The following is a 16,258-nucleotide window of genomic DNA, read 5'->3' on the forward strand; positions in this document are numbered from 1 at the left end:
TTCGACATTATGGGAATCATTAATACCTCAGTAAAGCGGCCGGTAACGGTGTGGATGTTCATTCTGGCCGTGGTGATGTTCGGACTGGTGGGCTTCAGCCGCCTGGCGGTCAACCTGCTGCCGGACATGAGCTACCCCACGCTCACCGTGCGCACCCAGTACGCCGGCGCCGCCCCCGCCGAAGTAGAGCAACTGGTCAGCAAACCCATAGAGGAAGCCATCGGCGTCGTCAAAGGGCTGCGCAAAGTCTCCTCCACCTCCCGCGCCGGCTTATCCGACGTGCTGCTGGAGTTTGAGTGGGGCACCGACATGGACCTGGCAGCCCTCGACAGCCGGGAAAAGCTCGATGCCATTCAACTGCCCCTGGACGTCGACAAGCCGCTTATCCTGCGCTTTAACCCCAACCTGGATCCCATCGTCCGACTGGCGGTCACCGCCGAGGACAGCGCCCAGGCCAATCTGGTGCAACTGCGGACCTGGGTCGAAGAGGAGCTCAAACGCACCCTTGAAACCGTCCCCGGCGTGGCCTCGGTGCGCCCCTCCGGCGGCCTGGAGCAGCAGGTGCAGATCCTCATCGACCAGCAGAAGATGGCCCAGCTGGGCCTCAATGTCGAGCAGTTGATTGAACGCATCCGCAATGAGAACATCAACCTGTCAGCCGGCAAACTCACCGAAGGCGATCAGGAACTGCTGATCCGCACCCTCAATCAGTTCCAGAACCTGGACGAGCTGAGGCAGCTGATCGTCTACCGCGACGGCCAGCGCCAGGTGCGGCTGTTCGAGATTGCCCAGGTTCAGGACAGCTTCAAGGAGCGGGACAACATCAGTCGTTCCGCGGGCCAGGAAGCGGTGGAACTGGCCATCTACAAAGAGGGCGACGCCAACACCGTGGCGGTGGCCCAGGCCCTGAAGCGCAAGCTCGACCAACTGCAGCCGGACAGCCGCTACCCCATCACCCTGCTGTATGACCAGTCCCGCTTCATCGAAAGTGCCGTCAGCGAGGTCACCAGTGCCGCGCTGATCGGGTCGGTGCTGGCGATGCTGGTGATCTTCCTGTTCCTGGGCGAGCTCAAGCCGACCCTGATCATCTCGCTGTCGATCCCGGTGTCGGTAATCGCCACCTTTAACCTGATGTACTTTGCCGGCATCAGCCTCAACATCATGTCTCTGGGCGGCATCGCCCTGGCGGTGGGGCTGCTGGTGGACAACGCCATCGTGGTACTGGAAAACATCGACCGCCGCCGCAGCCTGGGGGACGACCTGCAGCAGGCCGCCCGCACCGGTACCGAAGAGGTCAGCGGCGCCATCGTCGCCTCCACCCTGACCACTCTGGCGGTGTTTGTGCCGCTGATTTTCGTCGATGGCATCGCCGGCCAGTTGTTTGCGGATCAGGCCATGACCGTGGCCTTCGCCCTGATCGCCTCGCTGCTGGTGGCCCTGTCCGCCATCCCGATGCTCTCTTCCCGCAAGGGGATTCGCCTGCGCCCGGCGCCGCCGGCAGCCCCCAAGCCCCGGGCCGACACCCGGCTGGGGCTGGTGCGCCAACGGGCCGCCACAGTATTCAGCTTCCCGTTTGTGCTGCTGTTCTCCTACCTGCCGAACCTGCTGATCGCCCTGGTGATGGTGCTGAGCCGGCTGCTGCGCCGAGTCGCACGGCTGCTGTTCATGCCGATCCTGTTGGCCTTTAACGCCCTCTACGGTGCCCTGACCTTGTGTTATCCAAAGATGCTGAATCTGGCGATGTCCGCCCGCTGGGTGACCCTGGCTCTGGCCATTGCCATTACCGGGTTTGCGGCTACCCTGGTGCCTAAGCTGGGCATGGAGCTGATTCCACCGATGAATCAGGGTGAGTTCTATCTGGAGGTGCAACTGCCACCGGGCACCGAGGTCGGCCACACCGACCGGGTACTCAACCACCTGGCCAATGCCATTGTTGATGACGGCGATGTGGATCAGGTCTACTCCCAGGCCGGCAGCGGCGGCCTGCTCAGCTCCGCCTCGCAGATTGGCGGCGAAAACTGGGGCCGCCTGCAGGTGGTGCTGGCCAACGCCGGTGCCCAACCTCGAATCATGGCCCAGCTTCGGGCCGTTGCCAGTCGCATCCCGGATCTGGAGTACACCGCCCAGTCGCCGGAGCTGTTCAGCTTTAAGACCCCCATGGAGCTGGAGATCAGCGGCTACGACCTGCAGCAACTGAAACAGGCCAGCCTGATGGTGTCCCGGGTGCTGGGGCAGTCCGAGCGCTTCAAAGACGTGCAGAACAGCCTCAAAGAGGGACAACCCGAGCTGACGGTGCGCTTCGACCACAGCAAGCTGGCGACCCTGGGGCTGACCGCACCGGAGGTGGCCAACCGGGTGGCCTCGGTGATCGGCGGCAGCGTCGCCTCTCGCTACACCGTACGCGACCGTAAGATCGACATCCTGGTGCGGGCCCTGCCCAACCAGCGGGATCAGATGGAGGATCTGGCCAGCCTGATCGTCAACCCGGACTCGGCGCACCCCATTGCCCTCAATGCGGTGGCCAGCATCAGCGAAGAGATCGGCCCGGCATCCATCAACCGCATCGCCCAGCAGCGGGTGGCCATTGTCTCGGCCAACCTCAGCTTCGGCTCCCTCAAGGAAGCGGTGGCCGACGCCACCACCCTGCTGCAACAGCTGCAGCTGCCTGCCGGCACCAGCATTCAGTTTGGCGGCCAGAACGAGGAGATGGAGCACTCAGTCAACTCCCTGTACATCGCCCTGGCCCTGGCCGTGTTCCTGGTGTACCTGGTGATGGCCAGCCAGTTTGAATCCCTGCTGCACCCGCTGCTGATCCTGGTGGCGGTCCCCATGGCCCTGGCCGGCAGCGTCTACGGCTTGTGGCTCACCGGTACCCACATCTCGGTGATCGTCTTTATTGGCCTGATCATGCTGGCCGGCATCGTGGTCAACAACGCCATCGTGCTGGTCGACCGCATCAATCAACTGCGCAGCAGCGGCCAGGACAAGGCCCGGGCGATTCATGATGCCGCCCATTCACGACTGAGACCGATCCTGATGACCACCCTGACCACCACCCTGGGGCTGGCGCCGATGATGATTGGCCTCGGAGACGGCGCCGAGATGCGCGCGCCGATGGCGATCACCGTCATTGCCGGCTTGCTGCTGTCGACCCTGCTGACGCTGGTGGTCCTGCCGGTACTCTACAGCCTGTTCGACACCAAGGGTTTTGCCACGGAGGCTCGTCATGACCAGTAATCTGACCGCTCTGGCCTTACGGCGGCCGGTGACCGTCTCCATGGCCTTCATTGCCATGTTGCTGATGGGCATCGTCTCCAGCCGCTTGCTGCCACTGGAGATGTTTCCCGGTCTCGACATTCCCGAGATCATGGTGGAGGTGCCCTATCAGGGTGCCTCTCCCCAGGAGGTGGAGCGCAGCATCACCTCGGTGCTGGAGGAGTCGCTGGCGACCCTCAGCGACGTCAAGGCGATGCGCTCCACCTCCACCGAGAATGGCGCCTTTATTCAACTGGAGTTTGACTGGGGCAGCAGCCTGGCCACCAAAACCGTGGAAGCCCGCGAACGGCTGGATTCGGTGCGCCACCTGTTGCCCGAAGACGTAGAGCGGGTGCTGCTGCGCCAGTTCTCCACCGCCGACATGCCCATCTACACCCTGAGGATCTCCTCCGAGCGGGATCTCAGCGGTGCCTATGATCTGCTGGAAAAGCAGCTGAAACGGCCACTGGAACGCCTGCCCGGGGTTTCACAAGTCACCCTGTATGGCGTCGACAAACAGCGCATCGAGATTCGCATCGACCCGGACCGGCTCACCGCCAGTGGCGTGCCCGCCTCGGTGCTGCAGCAGCGCTTGAACCAGGAAAACTTTGTCATCAGCGGCGGCAACCTGCGTACCCAGCAAACCCTGTGGCAGTTGTCGCCCAAAGGGGAGTTTCGCAGCCTCGACGAGATCAAGCAGCTGATCCTGGCCCCCAACATCCGCCTCGGGGATGTGGCCAGCATCGACTACACCCTGCCGGAGCGCATCGATGGCCGCCACCTCAACCGGGCCTACGCCATCGGCCTGGACATCTTTAAGGAGTCCGGCGCCAACCTGGTGGAGGTCGCCGCCCGGGTGACCAAAGTCATCGACGCCACCAATGCCAACCCGCAGTTTCGCGGCATCGAACTGTTCTCCATGGACGATCAGGCCAAAGGGGTCAAAAACTCACTGCATGATCTGCTGATGGCCGGCCTGGTGGGGGCGGCGCTGTCGTTCGGCGTGCTGTTCCTGTTCCTGCGTAACGTCGCCATGACCCTGGTAATCGTGGTATCGGTGCCGATCTCCATCGCCATTACCCTGGCCGCCATGTACCTGATGGGCTACACCCTCAACATCCTGTCGATGATGGGGCTGCTGCTGGCGGTGGGCATGCTCATCGACAACTCGGTGGTGGTCACCGAGTCGGTGCTGCAGGCCCAGGAGCACAGCGACGATGGCGACCGTCACCGGGCGATACTCGATGGCGTCAACAAGGTGGCCCTGGCGGTACTGGCGGGCACCCTGACCACCATCATTGTATTTCTGCCCAACATCTTCGGGGTCAAGGTGCAGATGACCATGTTTTTGGAACACGTCGCCATCGCCATCTGCATCTCGCTGCTGGCGTCACTGCTGCTGGCCAAAACCCTGCTGCCGCTGCTGCTGTCACGGCTAAGCCGCATTCGCCTAGGCTCCCATGGCGAACCCAGGGGCCAGCGCCACTATCAACGCGCCCTGAGCTGGTGTCTGAACTGGCCCAAAACCACCGGTCTTATCACCCTGGTGATCCTGGCCAGTACCGCTCTGCCGATCAGCCAGGTCAACATGGCCGACGACGACGATGCCCAGGACCGGCTCTATCTGCGTTACCACCTTGAAGGACAGCACGCCCTGGCCGTGACCGAGGGGATGGTGAACCGGGTGGAAGCCTACCTGTATGACCATCAGCAACAGCTGGGGTTTGACAGTGTCTACAGCTACTACGCCACCGACAACGTCACCACCACGCTGATCATGAAGGAAACCCTGCCGGCAGACATTGAGACCATCAAGCAGACCATTCGCGACGAGATGCCGAAACTCACCGACGCCAACCCGGAATTTGGCTGGAATGGCGGCAACAACGCCGGCATGCGGGTCACCCTCACCGGACGCTCCACCACGGTGCTGATGGAGTTGGCCGACCAGCTGGTGCCACTGTTCCAGGAGATAGACGGCCTGGAGGATGTGCGCTCCGACGTCAGCAGTGGCCAGTATGAACTTCAGGTGCAGTTCGACCGCCAGCAACTGTCGCGGCTCGGCATCGATATCGCCGACGCGGCTCAGACCGTGGCACTGGCCGTCAGGGGGGATAACCTGCGCTCCTTCCGCCACGACCCCAGTGGCGAAGTGCAGATTTTCCTGGCCTGGGACAAGCAGTGGCACCAGTCACTGCAGCAGCTGAAACAGCTGCCACTGGCTCGACATGAGAACCGGGTCTATACCCTGGAGATGCTGGCCCGCATCACCCTGATGCCCAGACTGCAGGAGATTAAGCACTACAATCGCCAGACCGCCCTGACCATCGGCGGCAACGTCGAGGACAGCTCCCTGGATGAAGCCAAAGCCGCCCTGACCCAGGTACTGGACTCCCTCCACTGGCCGGCGGGATACGACTATCAGTTTGGCGGCGGATTCCGCCAGCAGGAGGACGACCAGGCGGTGATGATCACCAACATGCTGCTGGCCATCGCCATGATCTACATTGTGATGGCGGCGTTGTTTGAGTCGTTGCTGCTGCCCACGGCGGTGATCTCCTCAATCCTGTTCTCCATCACCGGGGTGTTCTGGACCTTCTTTATCCTCGGTCAGGAGATGTCGATGATGGCGATGATCGGCATCCTGATCCTGATGGGCGTGGTGGTCAACAACGGCATCGTGCTGGTGGATCAGATCAATCAGCGTGAACCGGACATCGACAAGCTGAAACAGGCCATTGTCGACGCCGCCGGGTCGCGGCTGCGGCCGGTGCTGATGACGGTGGCCACCACGGTGCTGGGCCTGGTTCCGCTGGCCCTGAACGATACCCGGCTGGCCGGCGGCGGTCCCTCCTACACCCCGATGGCGCTGGCGATCATCGGCGGGTTGCTGTTCTCCACCGTCACCAGCCTGTTCCTGGTGCCTTACTGTTACCTGCTGCTGACGAGAATGCGCCATTTCTATGCGCAGAAGAGCGCTCGCATCAAACAGTGGAGCGACGGCGCCCTGCCCAAGTGGTTGTAAGTCACCAATCTGTTGTTGTATCCCGATGGCCAGTCGTTCCCCTGGCCAGTTTGGAGAGGCCAACGCCTCTCCTTTTTTTATTCTCCCTTAATGATACTGAAAAATGATTTTAAGCCACTGTTTGGTCAATAAAAATCACAAAGACCATTAGAACAGTCCGCGCTGATTTATCGCGTTTGATTCTAATTCCACAAAAATGGAAATGTTAACCTTGCCGCCATTGATATTACCAATAGTTATAAAAAGGCATTTCCTTATGCACTCAAACCTTGTTGCGTTGGCTGTCGCAGCGAGCATTACAGCCCCCCAGACCCTGGCCTCCCAGGACAAGGTCGAAACCATTGAGGTGATCGGCTCCCGCATCGCCCTGCGCACCGCCACCGACAGTGCGGCGCCCATCGACATCATCAGCGGCGAGCAACTGCAGGCCACCGGCATGACCGAAACGGCCCAGGCGCTGCAATTTGCCGCCCCCAGCTACGCCTTTCCGTTCTCCTCGGTCACCGACGGCACCGACGCCGTGCGCCCGGCCAACCTGCGCGGCATGTCACCGGATCACACCCTGGTACTGGTGAACGGCAAACGTCGTCACGGCTCGGCGCTGGTGCACACCAGCGGTACCGTCGGCAAAGGCTCCTCCAATGTCGATCTGAATGCCATCCCCATGGCCGCCATCAAACGGATTGAGATTCTTCGCGATGGCGCCGCCGCCCAATACGGCTCCGACGCCATTGCCGGGGTCATCAATGTGGTGCTCAACGACGCGGATCAGGGCGGCAGCATCGCCACCCAGGTTGGCCAGACCTATGAGGGGGATGGCGAGCAGATTCGAATCGGCCTCAATCATGGCCTGGGCCTCGGCGACGACGGCTTCCTCAACCTGTCACTGGAAGCCCAGCAGAAAAACGCCACCAACCGGGCCGGCGCCGATCCTCGCCAGCAATACCCGACCCTGGCCGATGGCAGTCCGGATCCCCGCGAGGCGACCTTTGACCGCAACAGCCACCACATCGGCAACAGCGACTACGACAACTACGGTCTGTTCGCCAATGCCGGCTACTCCCTCGATGGCGACGACAACCTGTATGCCTTTGGCGGCATCAGTCAGCGTGAATCCAAATCCGGCGCCTTCTACCGCCGCGCCCTGGATGGCCGCAATCTGCCCGAGATCTACCCGGACGGCTTCCTGCCGCAGATCAATCCGGAGATCATCGATTACTCCCTAGTGCTGGGCTACGAGTTTGATCTTGGCCAGTGGCGTCTGGACGCCTCCGCCGGTTACGGCAGCAACAGCTTCGAATACCGGGTGGTCAACAGCCTCAACGCCTCTCTGGGACCGGACAGCCCCACCGAGTTCGATGCCGGCACCCTGTCCACCGAAGAGCTGAACCTGAATCTGGACGCCTCCCGCTACTACGAGTTTTACAACGACTCCGAGCTGGTGGTGGCCATGGGCCTGAGCTGGCGCAACAGCGGCTATCAGATTGAAGCCGGCGACGAGGCGTCTTACATCAAGGGCGACTACCAGGGCAAATCCGGCGGCAGCCAGGGCTTCAGCGGCTTTACGCCGGAGTCGGAAGTGGACGAGGATCGCCACAATCTGGGGCTGTACCTGGAGCTGGAAAATCAGTACAGCGATCAATGGTACTGGGCCGCGGCGGTGCGCTTCGAGGACTACTCCGATTTTGGCACCAACACCAGCTGGAAGCTGGCCGGACGCTACGACATCACCGACAACCTGGCCCTGCGCGCCACCACCAATACCGGCTTCCGAGCCCCGAGCGTGCAGCAGCTGTACTACACCAGCATCGCCACTTTCTTCGATCCGGATCCGGACACCGGCGAGTTTATCCCCAGGGAATCGGGCACCTTTAACACCCTGTCCCCCATCACCCAGGCTCTGGGCATCGATGAGCTGGAACCGGAGATCTCCCACTCCTACAGCCTGGGACTGGTGTACCTGACCGACTTTGGCCTCACCGTCACCGTCGACGCCTACCAGATTGATGTGGATGACCGCATCATCCTGTCCGGCTCGCTGGACAAGGACGCCTCGCCGGCCATCGCCGCCCTGTTCGACGGCACCAATGCCGAGTCCGGCCGCTTCTTCCTCAATGGCCTCGATACCCGCACCCGCGGCCTCGACGTGGTGGCGTCCCAAGAGTTCGACCTGGGCAGCTGGGGCGATCTGGAGGCCAACCTGGCCTACGCCTACAACAGCACCGACATCGAACAGGTGAACCTGCCGGCCATCCTCGACGGTCAGGAGGCGTCGCTGTTCGACCGTCGCGAGGAGATTCGGCGTACCGACGCCAACCTGCACCACAAGGGCAACCTGGGCTTTAGCCACCGCTACGGCGACTTCACCACTCACCTGAGGTTTAACTATTTCGGCACCTACACCGTCGGTTATTCCCGCAGCGAGGTCAAATACGATGCCAGCTGGACCACGGATCTCAGCGTTCGCTACCAGGCCACCGACGCCATCAGCCTCACCGCCGGCGCCCAGAACCTGTTTGACACCTACCCGGAGAAACGGCCCGACGACAACAACTTCAATGGCATCTTCCAGTATCCGGTCACCAATACACCCTATGGCTTCAACGGCGGCTACTACTTCGTTGATCTGACCTACCGCTATTAACCCCCCTCATAGCAACAGCCCGGCGTTGGCCGGGCTGTTGTCACCCCGGCTGGGTTCACTTCAGGCTGTCACACCCCACTGCGCTTTCACTACCCCGCACTGAAAAACGGTGCTATTTTCAACAGTCCCCCTCAATCTGGATGAGTCATTATGCGTAAGCTGCTGCTGTTAACCCTGATCTTTGCCCTGCCCGCCAGCGGCGATGATCGGTTCAAGGATATCGAGATTGTCTCTCAGGAGGTGGCCCAAGGGGTGTACATGCTCACCGGCAGCGGCGGCAACATCGGCGTCAGCGCCGGCGACGATGGCATCCTGATCATCGACGACCAGTTTGCTCCATTGGCGGATCGCATCGCCGCGGCCCTGACAGCCATCAACCCCAAACCGGTCAAGTACCTGCTCAACACCCACTATCACGGCGATCACATCGGTGGCAACGCCGAGTTCGCCAGCCAGGCCACCATCTTTGCCCACCACAATGTGCGCCTGAGGCTGGCCCAGGACAGCAGCCTGACACCGGCCCACCTGCCGGTGGTCACCTACAGCGACGGCATCACCATCCATTTCAATGGAGACCGCCTCAGAGTGGTGCACCTGCCCTCCGGCCACACCGATGGTGACAGCCTGGTGCGCTTTGAGCGGGCCAACGTGGTACACATGGGGGATCTGTTCTTTAAAGACACCTTTCCCTATGTGGATCTGAAAGGTGGGGGCAGCGTCGAGGGCTATTTGAATAACGTCACCACGGCTCTGGGCTGGATGGACGACGACACCAAGGTCATTCCCGGTCATGGCGGCCTGGCCACTAAGGCCGATATGCAAAAATTCCAAGAAATGCTGCTAAACTCAATAACATGGGCTAGAAAGCAACCGATGGACGCGTCATTGCAGCAGTGGCAGGCAGCCTTTCCCGAATCCCTCCACTCCTGGAGCTGGCGCTTTATCACCACCGAACGCTGGGTAACCACCCTGTACGAGGACAAAGCGCGCATTCATGATTGAGCTGCTGCTGTTGATCATTGGCATTATGGTGGTGGCGATGGTACCTGTGTACCTGGCCGCCATTCTGATCCGATCGCCCACCCCGGGGCTGTTCATCGGCATCATTACGGTGGCGGTGTCATTGACCCTGATCGAGTTGTCCCTCAGGCAGGTCGAGGGCCAGTGGGGCTGGGTGGTGGCAGGCGCCTTTGCGGCGGTGAGTTTCAGCCTGCTGTTTGCCACCAAAACCTGGCGGGGAATATTGTTGGCGGCAGTGTTATGTGCCACCTACTCCTACGGCACCGATCACCTGTTGCACGGCAAAAGCCTGGGGGCAAAATTGACCGCCCAGGCCAGTATCGCCCAACAGCAGCTGTGGCCGAAGTAGCGGCTCAGCGACTCAGAATCGCCTGAACCCGGGCCAGATCTTCCGGTGTGTCCACCCCGGCTGGCGGCGTTTCCACCGCCCGGGCCACATGAATCGACTCACCGTAATACAGCACCCGCAACTGCTCCAGTGACTCAATCGCCTCCAGCGGGCTTGGCGCCCAGTTCACATAGCGACGAATAAAGCCGGCACGATAGCCGTAGATCCCCACATGGCGCAGTGCGCCCGGGCTGACCGCCGGGCCCTTTGCAAAGGCATCGCGATCATGGGGAATGGCGGCGCGGGAGAAATACAGCGCTTTACCATCTTCGGCGCACACCACTTTGACCGCATTGGGATTGAACATCTCATCGCTGTCATCGATGGCGACGCCCAGGGTGGACATCGGGGTGCCACTGGCCACCAGGTTATCCGCCACCTGGCGAATGTTGGCCGCCGGGATCAGCGGCTCATCCCCCTGAACGTTGACCACCACCTGATCGTCATCCAGGTTCAACAGAGAGACCACCTCAGCCAGCCGTTCGGTACCGGAGTTGTGGTCGGCAGAGGTCATGATCACCTCCCCGCCAAACGCCGTCACCGCCTGCTGCACACGAACGTCATCGGTGGCCACCACCACCCGCTCGGCACCGGATTGCTGCGCTTTTTCGCACACCCATTGAATCATCGGTTTACCGGCAATGTCGGCCAGCGGCTTACCGGGAAGACGGCTGGATGCGTAACGCGCCGGAATCACCACCACAAAGGACATGAGTTATTCGCCTTTCATCTCGGTAGCACGGTTTTCCAGCAACACCGGAATGCCATCATCGATGGGGTACACCAAGCGATCGCCCTTGCACGTGAGGGTTTGCTCGGCCGCGTTAAACTCCAGTTTGCCTTTGCATACCGGGCAGGCAATGATTTCCAGCAATTTTGTATCAAACGCCATGTTGTTATTCCTTCAGTCGTGACAGCAACGCGCCGTCAAAATCTTTCGACAAGCTAGCAGCAACCGGTAAGTAAAACCAGTTGGGCTGCGCAAAAGCGCGGCATTTAACCGCATCTTTTTCAGTCATTAATAGGGTTTCGGCCGCCGGCGTCAGCTGCCTCAGCTCGGGGGCGGTATAGGGGTGATGATCGTCAAAGGGCACACAGCGTACCGGCATCAGCCCCTGGCTCTCCAGCGAGGTAAAAAAGCGCGGCGGGTGGCCGATGCCGGCCATGGCAACAATGTCCCGATCCGCATCAAACGCACGGTCGCTGCCGTCCACCGCCCTCAGCGGCAGCGGCTGCAACTGCATCGGGTACTCACCGGGCCTGGCGGTGCCACCGTTGCAGATCACCAGGTCCACGCTGGTTAACCGGCTCACCGGCTCCCGCAGGGGGCCCATGGGCAGTCGGTGGCCATTGCCGAAGCGACGCTCACCGTCCACCACCACCAGCTCAACCTGACGGCCGAGGCGGTAGTGCTGCAGGCCATCATCGGACAGAATCACATCGACGTCGGCACGCTCCAACAGCATCTGGGCGGCAGCGATGCGATCCGGCCCCACGGCCATGGGCACACCGGTTCGCTGAACGATCAACCTGGGCTCGTCTCCCACCAAGGCGGCGGGGGTATCGCGACCGACCCACTGTGGCCAACTGTCGGCTTCGCCGCCATAACCACGGGAGATGACTCCGACCCGCTTACCCTGCGCCTGCAGCAGTTCAATCAGGTACAGCACCACCGGTGTCTTGCCATTACCACCGACGCTGAGGTTGCCCACCACAATCACCGGCACCGGCAGAGTGACGGATTTCAACAGGCCGACCGAGTAAGCCCAACGGCGCAGGCCACTGATCACAACGAACAGCAGGGTAAAAGGCGCCAGCACCCACAGCAGCAGACTGCCCTGCTGCCAGGCCCGCTCCAGCCAGTTACTCATTGTCACCAAACTGCATCTGGTGCAGTTGACTGTAGACGCCGCCCTTGGCCAGCAGTTCGGCGTGGCTGCCACGCTCAATCACTTCGCCCTTGTCCACCACCATGATCACATCGGCGTTCTCGATGGTCGACAAGCGGTGGGCGATCACCAGCGAGGTCCGGCCCCGCTGCAGGTTATCCAGCGCCGCCTGAATGGCTCGCTCAGACTCGGTATCCAGCGCCGAGGTGGCCTCATCGAGAATCAGCACCGGGGCATCGCGCAAAATGGCCCGGGCGATGGCGATGCGCTGACGCTGGCCTCCGGAAAGCAGGATACCGTTCTCACCGACCATGGTGTCCAGCCCCTCGGGCAGATCCCGGACGAACTCCATCAGGTAGGCGGCCTCGGCAGCGGCTTCAATCTGCTCACGGCTGCAGTTGTCACAGGCGTAGGCGATGTTGTTGGCGATGGAGTCGTTAAACAGGGTCACCTGCTGCGACACCATGGCAATCTGGCTGCGCAGGTTACTCAGTGAGTATTCATTCACATTGACACCATCGAGCAGCACTTCGCCCTCGGTGACGTCATAGAAGCGCGGCAACAGGTTGGAGATGGTGCTCTTACCGGAACCGGAGCGCCCCACCAGTGCCAGGGTCTGACCGGCCCCCACCTGCAGCGACACATTGCGCAGGGCCGGCTCCTCTTTGTTGGTGTTGGGGTAGCTGAAGGTCACATGGTTCAGTGCCAGCTGTCCCTGTACCCGCTCCACCTGGTGGGTGCCGCTGTCGGCGGCGTCGGGCTTATCCAGCACCGCAAACACGGTATGGGCGGCGGTAATGCCTCGCTGGAAGTCGGCGTTGACCTTGGTCAGGTGTTTCATCGGCTGCATCAGACCCATCATGGAGCCGATGATGGTGACAAAGGTGCCCGGCGTCAGGGTCTGCAATACCGAATCAAAGCTGGCCACAAACAGCACCACACCGATGGCGCCGGAGCCGATGATCTGAATGATGGGCTGGCTGATGGCCTGGGCGGCAGACAGCTTCATGTTATGGCGACGGTTGAGGTTGTTGATGCGGGCAAAGCGCTCGGCTTCGATCTCCTGACCACCAAAGGCAATCACGTTTTTGTGGCCTTTGATCATCTGCTCAGAGGCCGTCGTTACCCCGCCCATGGCCAGCTGAATCGCCTTGGACACCTTACGGAAACGGCGGCTGACAATGGTAATCACCCAGGCCACGACGGGGCCCACCATGAAGAAGATCAGCGACAACTGCCAGCTCTGATAGAACATGATAAACAGCAGGCCGATAACGGTGGCGCCGTCACGCACCATGCTGACCAGGGCGCTGCTGGAGGCCCGGGCCACCTGTTCGGTATCAAAGGTGATGCGGCTGATGAGATCGCCGGTGCTCTGGGTATCGAAGTAACTCACCGGCAGGCTCAGGTATTTATTGAATACCAACTGGCGCATGTTCTGCACCACCTTCTGGCTGACCCAGGCCAGGCAGTAGGTCGACACGAAGTTGGCACTGCCCCGAATCAGGAACATGCCCACCACAATCAACGGCGCCATGCGCAGCACCTCGCTGCGCCCCTCGTTGAGGCCACTGTCGATCAGCGGCTGCACCAGCCAGATCATGCCGGCATCGACGGCACCGTAGATGAGCATACCGACGATGGAGATGATAAAGGCGGTGCGGTATGGCAGCACATAGGGCCACAAGCGTTTAAACGTGGCCCAGGTTTGGCCTTTCTCTGCGCGTTGGGGTTTGGCGCTCATATCATTAACCATTCACAAACTGAATCAGACATTCTACCGACTCCCCTGTGGGATACCAATATTAACTCGCCAACCGCTTATTTATCGGCCATTTACCACGGTCGGTGATTGTACCAATAGGGCGCCAGCTGCTCCCGGAAACTCATCAGCGTGACGCCGTCGGCATCGAAGTAAGCGCTTACCTGGCCATGATCGCCGGTCACCCACTGCTGCGCTCCGAGATTGTGATAGCGGGTGACCACCTCCGGGTGGGGGAATGCCCAGCGATTGCGCCAGCCGGACGAATGCACCACCCAGCGCGGCCGCACCTGCGCCAGCCACTTGGGGCTACTGGAGCTGCGACTGCCATGGTGGGGCGACACCAACAGATCCACCGGGGCCACCGTCATTCTCCGCTCGGCTTCCAGCTCGATGTCACCGGGCAACATCACCCGGTGGTGGCCATCGCCGATCACCAGTACGCAGGAGCCGTTGTTGCCCGACATGGACTGCCGATACCAGCTCAGACTCAGCCCCTGCCACTGCGAGGGGGCGGACAAGCACCCTGCCCCTTCGATCACCTCGGCATCGGGCCAGTAGTCTTGAATGACCCGGCGTCCGCCGGCATGGTCATTGTCGCCGTGACTCAGTACCAGATGGTCCACCGCAACGATGCTGCGGCCGCGCAAAAACGGCTGCAGCACCCGGTCGGCGTAACTGAAGCCGGAGGGATAGGCGGCACCGGTATCGAATACCAGCGCCCGATGGCGCCGCTCCACCACCACACTCAGACCCTGACGCACATCCAGCACATGCACCTGCCAGGGATCCTCTCTGGTCGGAAGCGCCGACAACAGCAGAGGCAGCAGCAACAGCCCGGCCCAGGCGCCGCTGCGGGGCAGCGGCCTTCGCCATACCAACAGCAACGCCAACAACGCCAGCGCCGCAGCAACCGGAGACAGGCTCCAGCCCAACTCCGCCCCGGGCAACGACGCGGCCAGGGTGGCGATCCTGTCCAAAGGCCACAGGGCGGCGTCGGCCAACCACAGGGCTTCGTTGCCGCCGGGGCCACCCAGCCACAACCACAGCGCCGCCATCAGCGTCAGTGGCAAGGCCACCACCGACACCCAGGGCACCATCAGCAGGTTGGCCCACAGGGCGTGCAGGGTAACGCTGCCGAACCAGCCCAGCTGCACCACCGCCAACATCAGGGTCAGGCCACATTGAATCCACACCAGGGTCGCGACCTGACTGCGTATCGCCGGCGGCTTTAACCACAGCAGCAGTAGAATGCTGGCCACCGCGGCACAGGACAGCCAGTAACCCGGCGCCAGCACCGCCAGGGGGTCAAACAGCAACAACAGTGCCATGGCCCGCAGCAGAATCTCCCACGGCCGGGCATGACGGCCGCTCACCAGCAGCGCCATCCCCGCCAGGGTCATGATCAAGGCACGCTGGGTCGCCAGCCCCAACCCCGCCAGCAAGGCGTAGCCGATCACCACCGTCGCCGCCAACATCATGATGACACCGCGCCCCCGCCCCGAGGGGCTGGGCAACATCCGCCGGCCGGCCCAGGTCAATCCGGACACCACCAACGCCGCGACCAGTGTCAGGTGCAACCCGGAGATGGCCACCAGGTGGGTCAATCCGGATTGACGCAACTGACGCCAGCGCTGATCACTCAGTCCGGTGCGATCGGCCATGGCCAGGGCTCGAATCAGATCCCCTCTGGGCAACGACCCGGTCGCCAGCTGCAACCGCTCCGCCAGCCGCTGTCGCCAATGGACGCTCCCCTCAAGTTGCTCGAAGCCTTGAATGCGACCGGTGGCCACAATCCGCCGGGAAAGGTAATGGCGACGACTATTCCAGCTAAACTGGTTTAATGTGCCTGAGGGCGGGCGTAATGTAACATCCAGTAGGTAACGTTGGCCAAGTCGCCAGGGAGACTCTCCCTGATGGGTCAATGAAATACGATTTGAGTGGTGTATCTGCAGGGGCGTGCCATCAATCTGCTCGACCTGCCATAAAGTTCGCTGGTATAGTGCGGCGCGGGTCGGCAATGACTGCAGGGTGGCCACCACCTGATACTGGCCCGATTGTAAGGGCTGTTTCGGGTCAATCAAACCACTGGCCTGCCAGCTAAACCAGCAGACCCCCATCAGGACTCCGGCCCACAGCGGCTGGCGTCGCACCAGCACCAACGCTGCGACGATGAGGACTATCCGATCCAGAGCCGGTAGCAACCCTGGCCAGATCAGCCCTGAGCTGATGGCCGCTACCCAACCGATAAGAAAACTGTTCACCTGACACTGTT

The 16,258-nt window shown here is 61.6% G+C and carries 10 protein-coding genes; 5 read left to right on the forward strand and 5 right to left on the reverse strand.

The annotated features are described in order from the left end of the window. Positions 1-9 precede the first annotated feature (9 nt). The 5 genes from BLT77_RS05610 (at position 10) to BLT77_RS05630 (ending at position 10,293) form a co-directional block, all read left to right on the forward strand. Complete coding sequence (locus tag BLT77_RS05610) at positions 10-3,237, forward strand: efflux RND transporter permease subunit (protein ID WP_090363273.1); 3,228 nt, start codon at positions 10-12, stop codon at positions 3,235-3,237. Then, positions 3,227-6,280, forward strand: a complete 3,054-nt coding sequence (locus BLT77_RS05615) for an efflux RND transporter permease subunit (protein WP_090363276.1) — start codon at positions 3,227-3,229, stop codon at positions 6,278-6,280. Before BLT77_RS05610 ends, BLT77_RS05615 begins: the two co-directional genes overlap by 11 nt. Before the next feature lie 256 nt (positions 6,281-6,536). Beyond that, entirely contained in the window at positions 6,537-8,924 is a 2,388-nt protein-coding gene (locus BLT77_RS05620) for a TonB-dependent receptor plug domain-containing protein (protein ID WP_090363278.1), read from the forward strand. Positions 8,925-9,074: 150 nt separating this feature from the next. Further along, on the forward strand, positions 9,075-9,926 hold the full coding sequence (locus BLT77_RS05625) for an MBL fold metallo-hydrolase (RefSeq protein WP_090363281.1): 852 nt from the start codon (positions 9,075-9,077) through the stop codon (positions 9,924-9,926). After that, on the forward strand, positions 9,919-10,293 hold the full coding sequence (locus tag BLT77_RS05630; protein WP_090363285.1) for a hypothetical protein: 375 nt from the start codon (positions 9,919-9,921) through the stop codon (positions 10,291-10,293). Before BLT77_RS05625 ends, BLT77_RS05630 begins: the two co-directional genes overlap by 8 nt. Before the next feature lie 4 nt (positions 10,294-10,297). Here BLT77_RS05630 and kdsB read toward each other — a convergent pair whose 3' ends face one another. From kdsB to BLT77_RS05655, 5 genes are all read right to left on the reverse strand, one after another. Beyond that, the gene (gene kdsB / locus BLT77_RS05635) at positions 10,298-11,044 is read right to left on the reverse strand and encodes a 3-deoxy-manno-octulosonate cytidylyltransferase (RefSeq protein WP_090363290.1); all 747 of its coding nucleotides are present in this window, start codon (positions 11,042-11,044) and stop codon (positions 10,298-10,300) included. Between the two features lie 3 nt (positions 11,045-11,047). After that, positions 11,048-11,224: a Trm112 family protein gene (locus BLT77_RS05640; RefSeq protein ID WP_084144487.1), complete on the reverse strand. Its 177-nt coding sequence runs from the start codon at positions 11,222-11,224 to the stop codon at positions 11,048-11,050. A gap of 4 nt (positions 11,225-11,228) precedes the next feature. After that, positions 11,229-12,203 (reverse strand): tetraacyldisaccharide 4'-kinase, encoded by a 975-nt coding sequence (lpxK, locus tag BLT77_RS05645; protein WP_090363294.1) that lies wholly within the window; start codon positions 12,201-12,203, stop codon positions 11,229-11,231. Further along, positions 12,196-13,965 (reverse strand): lipid A ABC transporter ATP-binding protein/permease MsbA, encoded by a 1,770-nt coding sequence (gene msbA, locus BLT77_RS05650; RefSeq protein WP_090363482.1) that lies wholly within the window; start codon positions 13,963-13,965, stop codon positions 12,196-12,198. The genes lpxK and msbA overlap by 8 nt, the downstream gene beginning before the upstream one ends. 92 nt (positions 13,966-14,057) lie before the next feature. Further along, positions 14,058-16,247 (reverse strand): DNA internalization-related competence protein ComEC/Rec2, encoded by a 2,190-nt coding sequence (locus tag BLT77_RS05655; RefSeq protein WP_176819197.1) that lies wholly within the window; start codon positions 16,245-16,247, stop codon positions 14,058-14,060. Between the last annotated feature and the right edge of the window lie 11 nt (positions 16,248-16,258).

This window comes from Ferrimonas sediminum, from assembly GCF_900100175.1.
Classification (GTDB): domain Bacteria; phylum Pseudomonadota; class Gammaproteobacteria; order Enterobacterales; family Shewanellaceae; genus Ferrimonas; species Ferrimonas sediminum.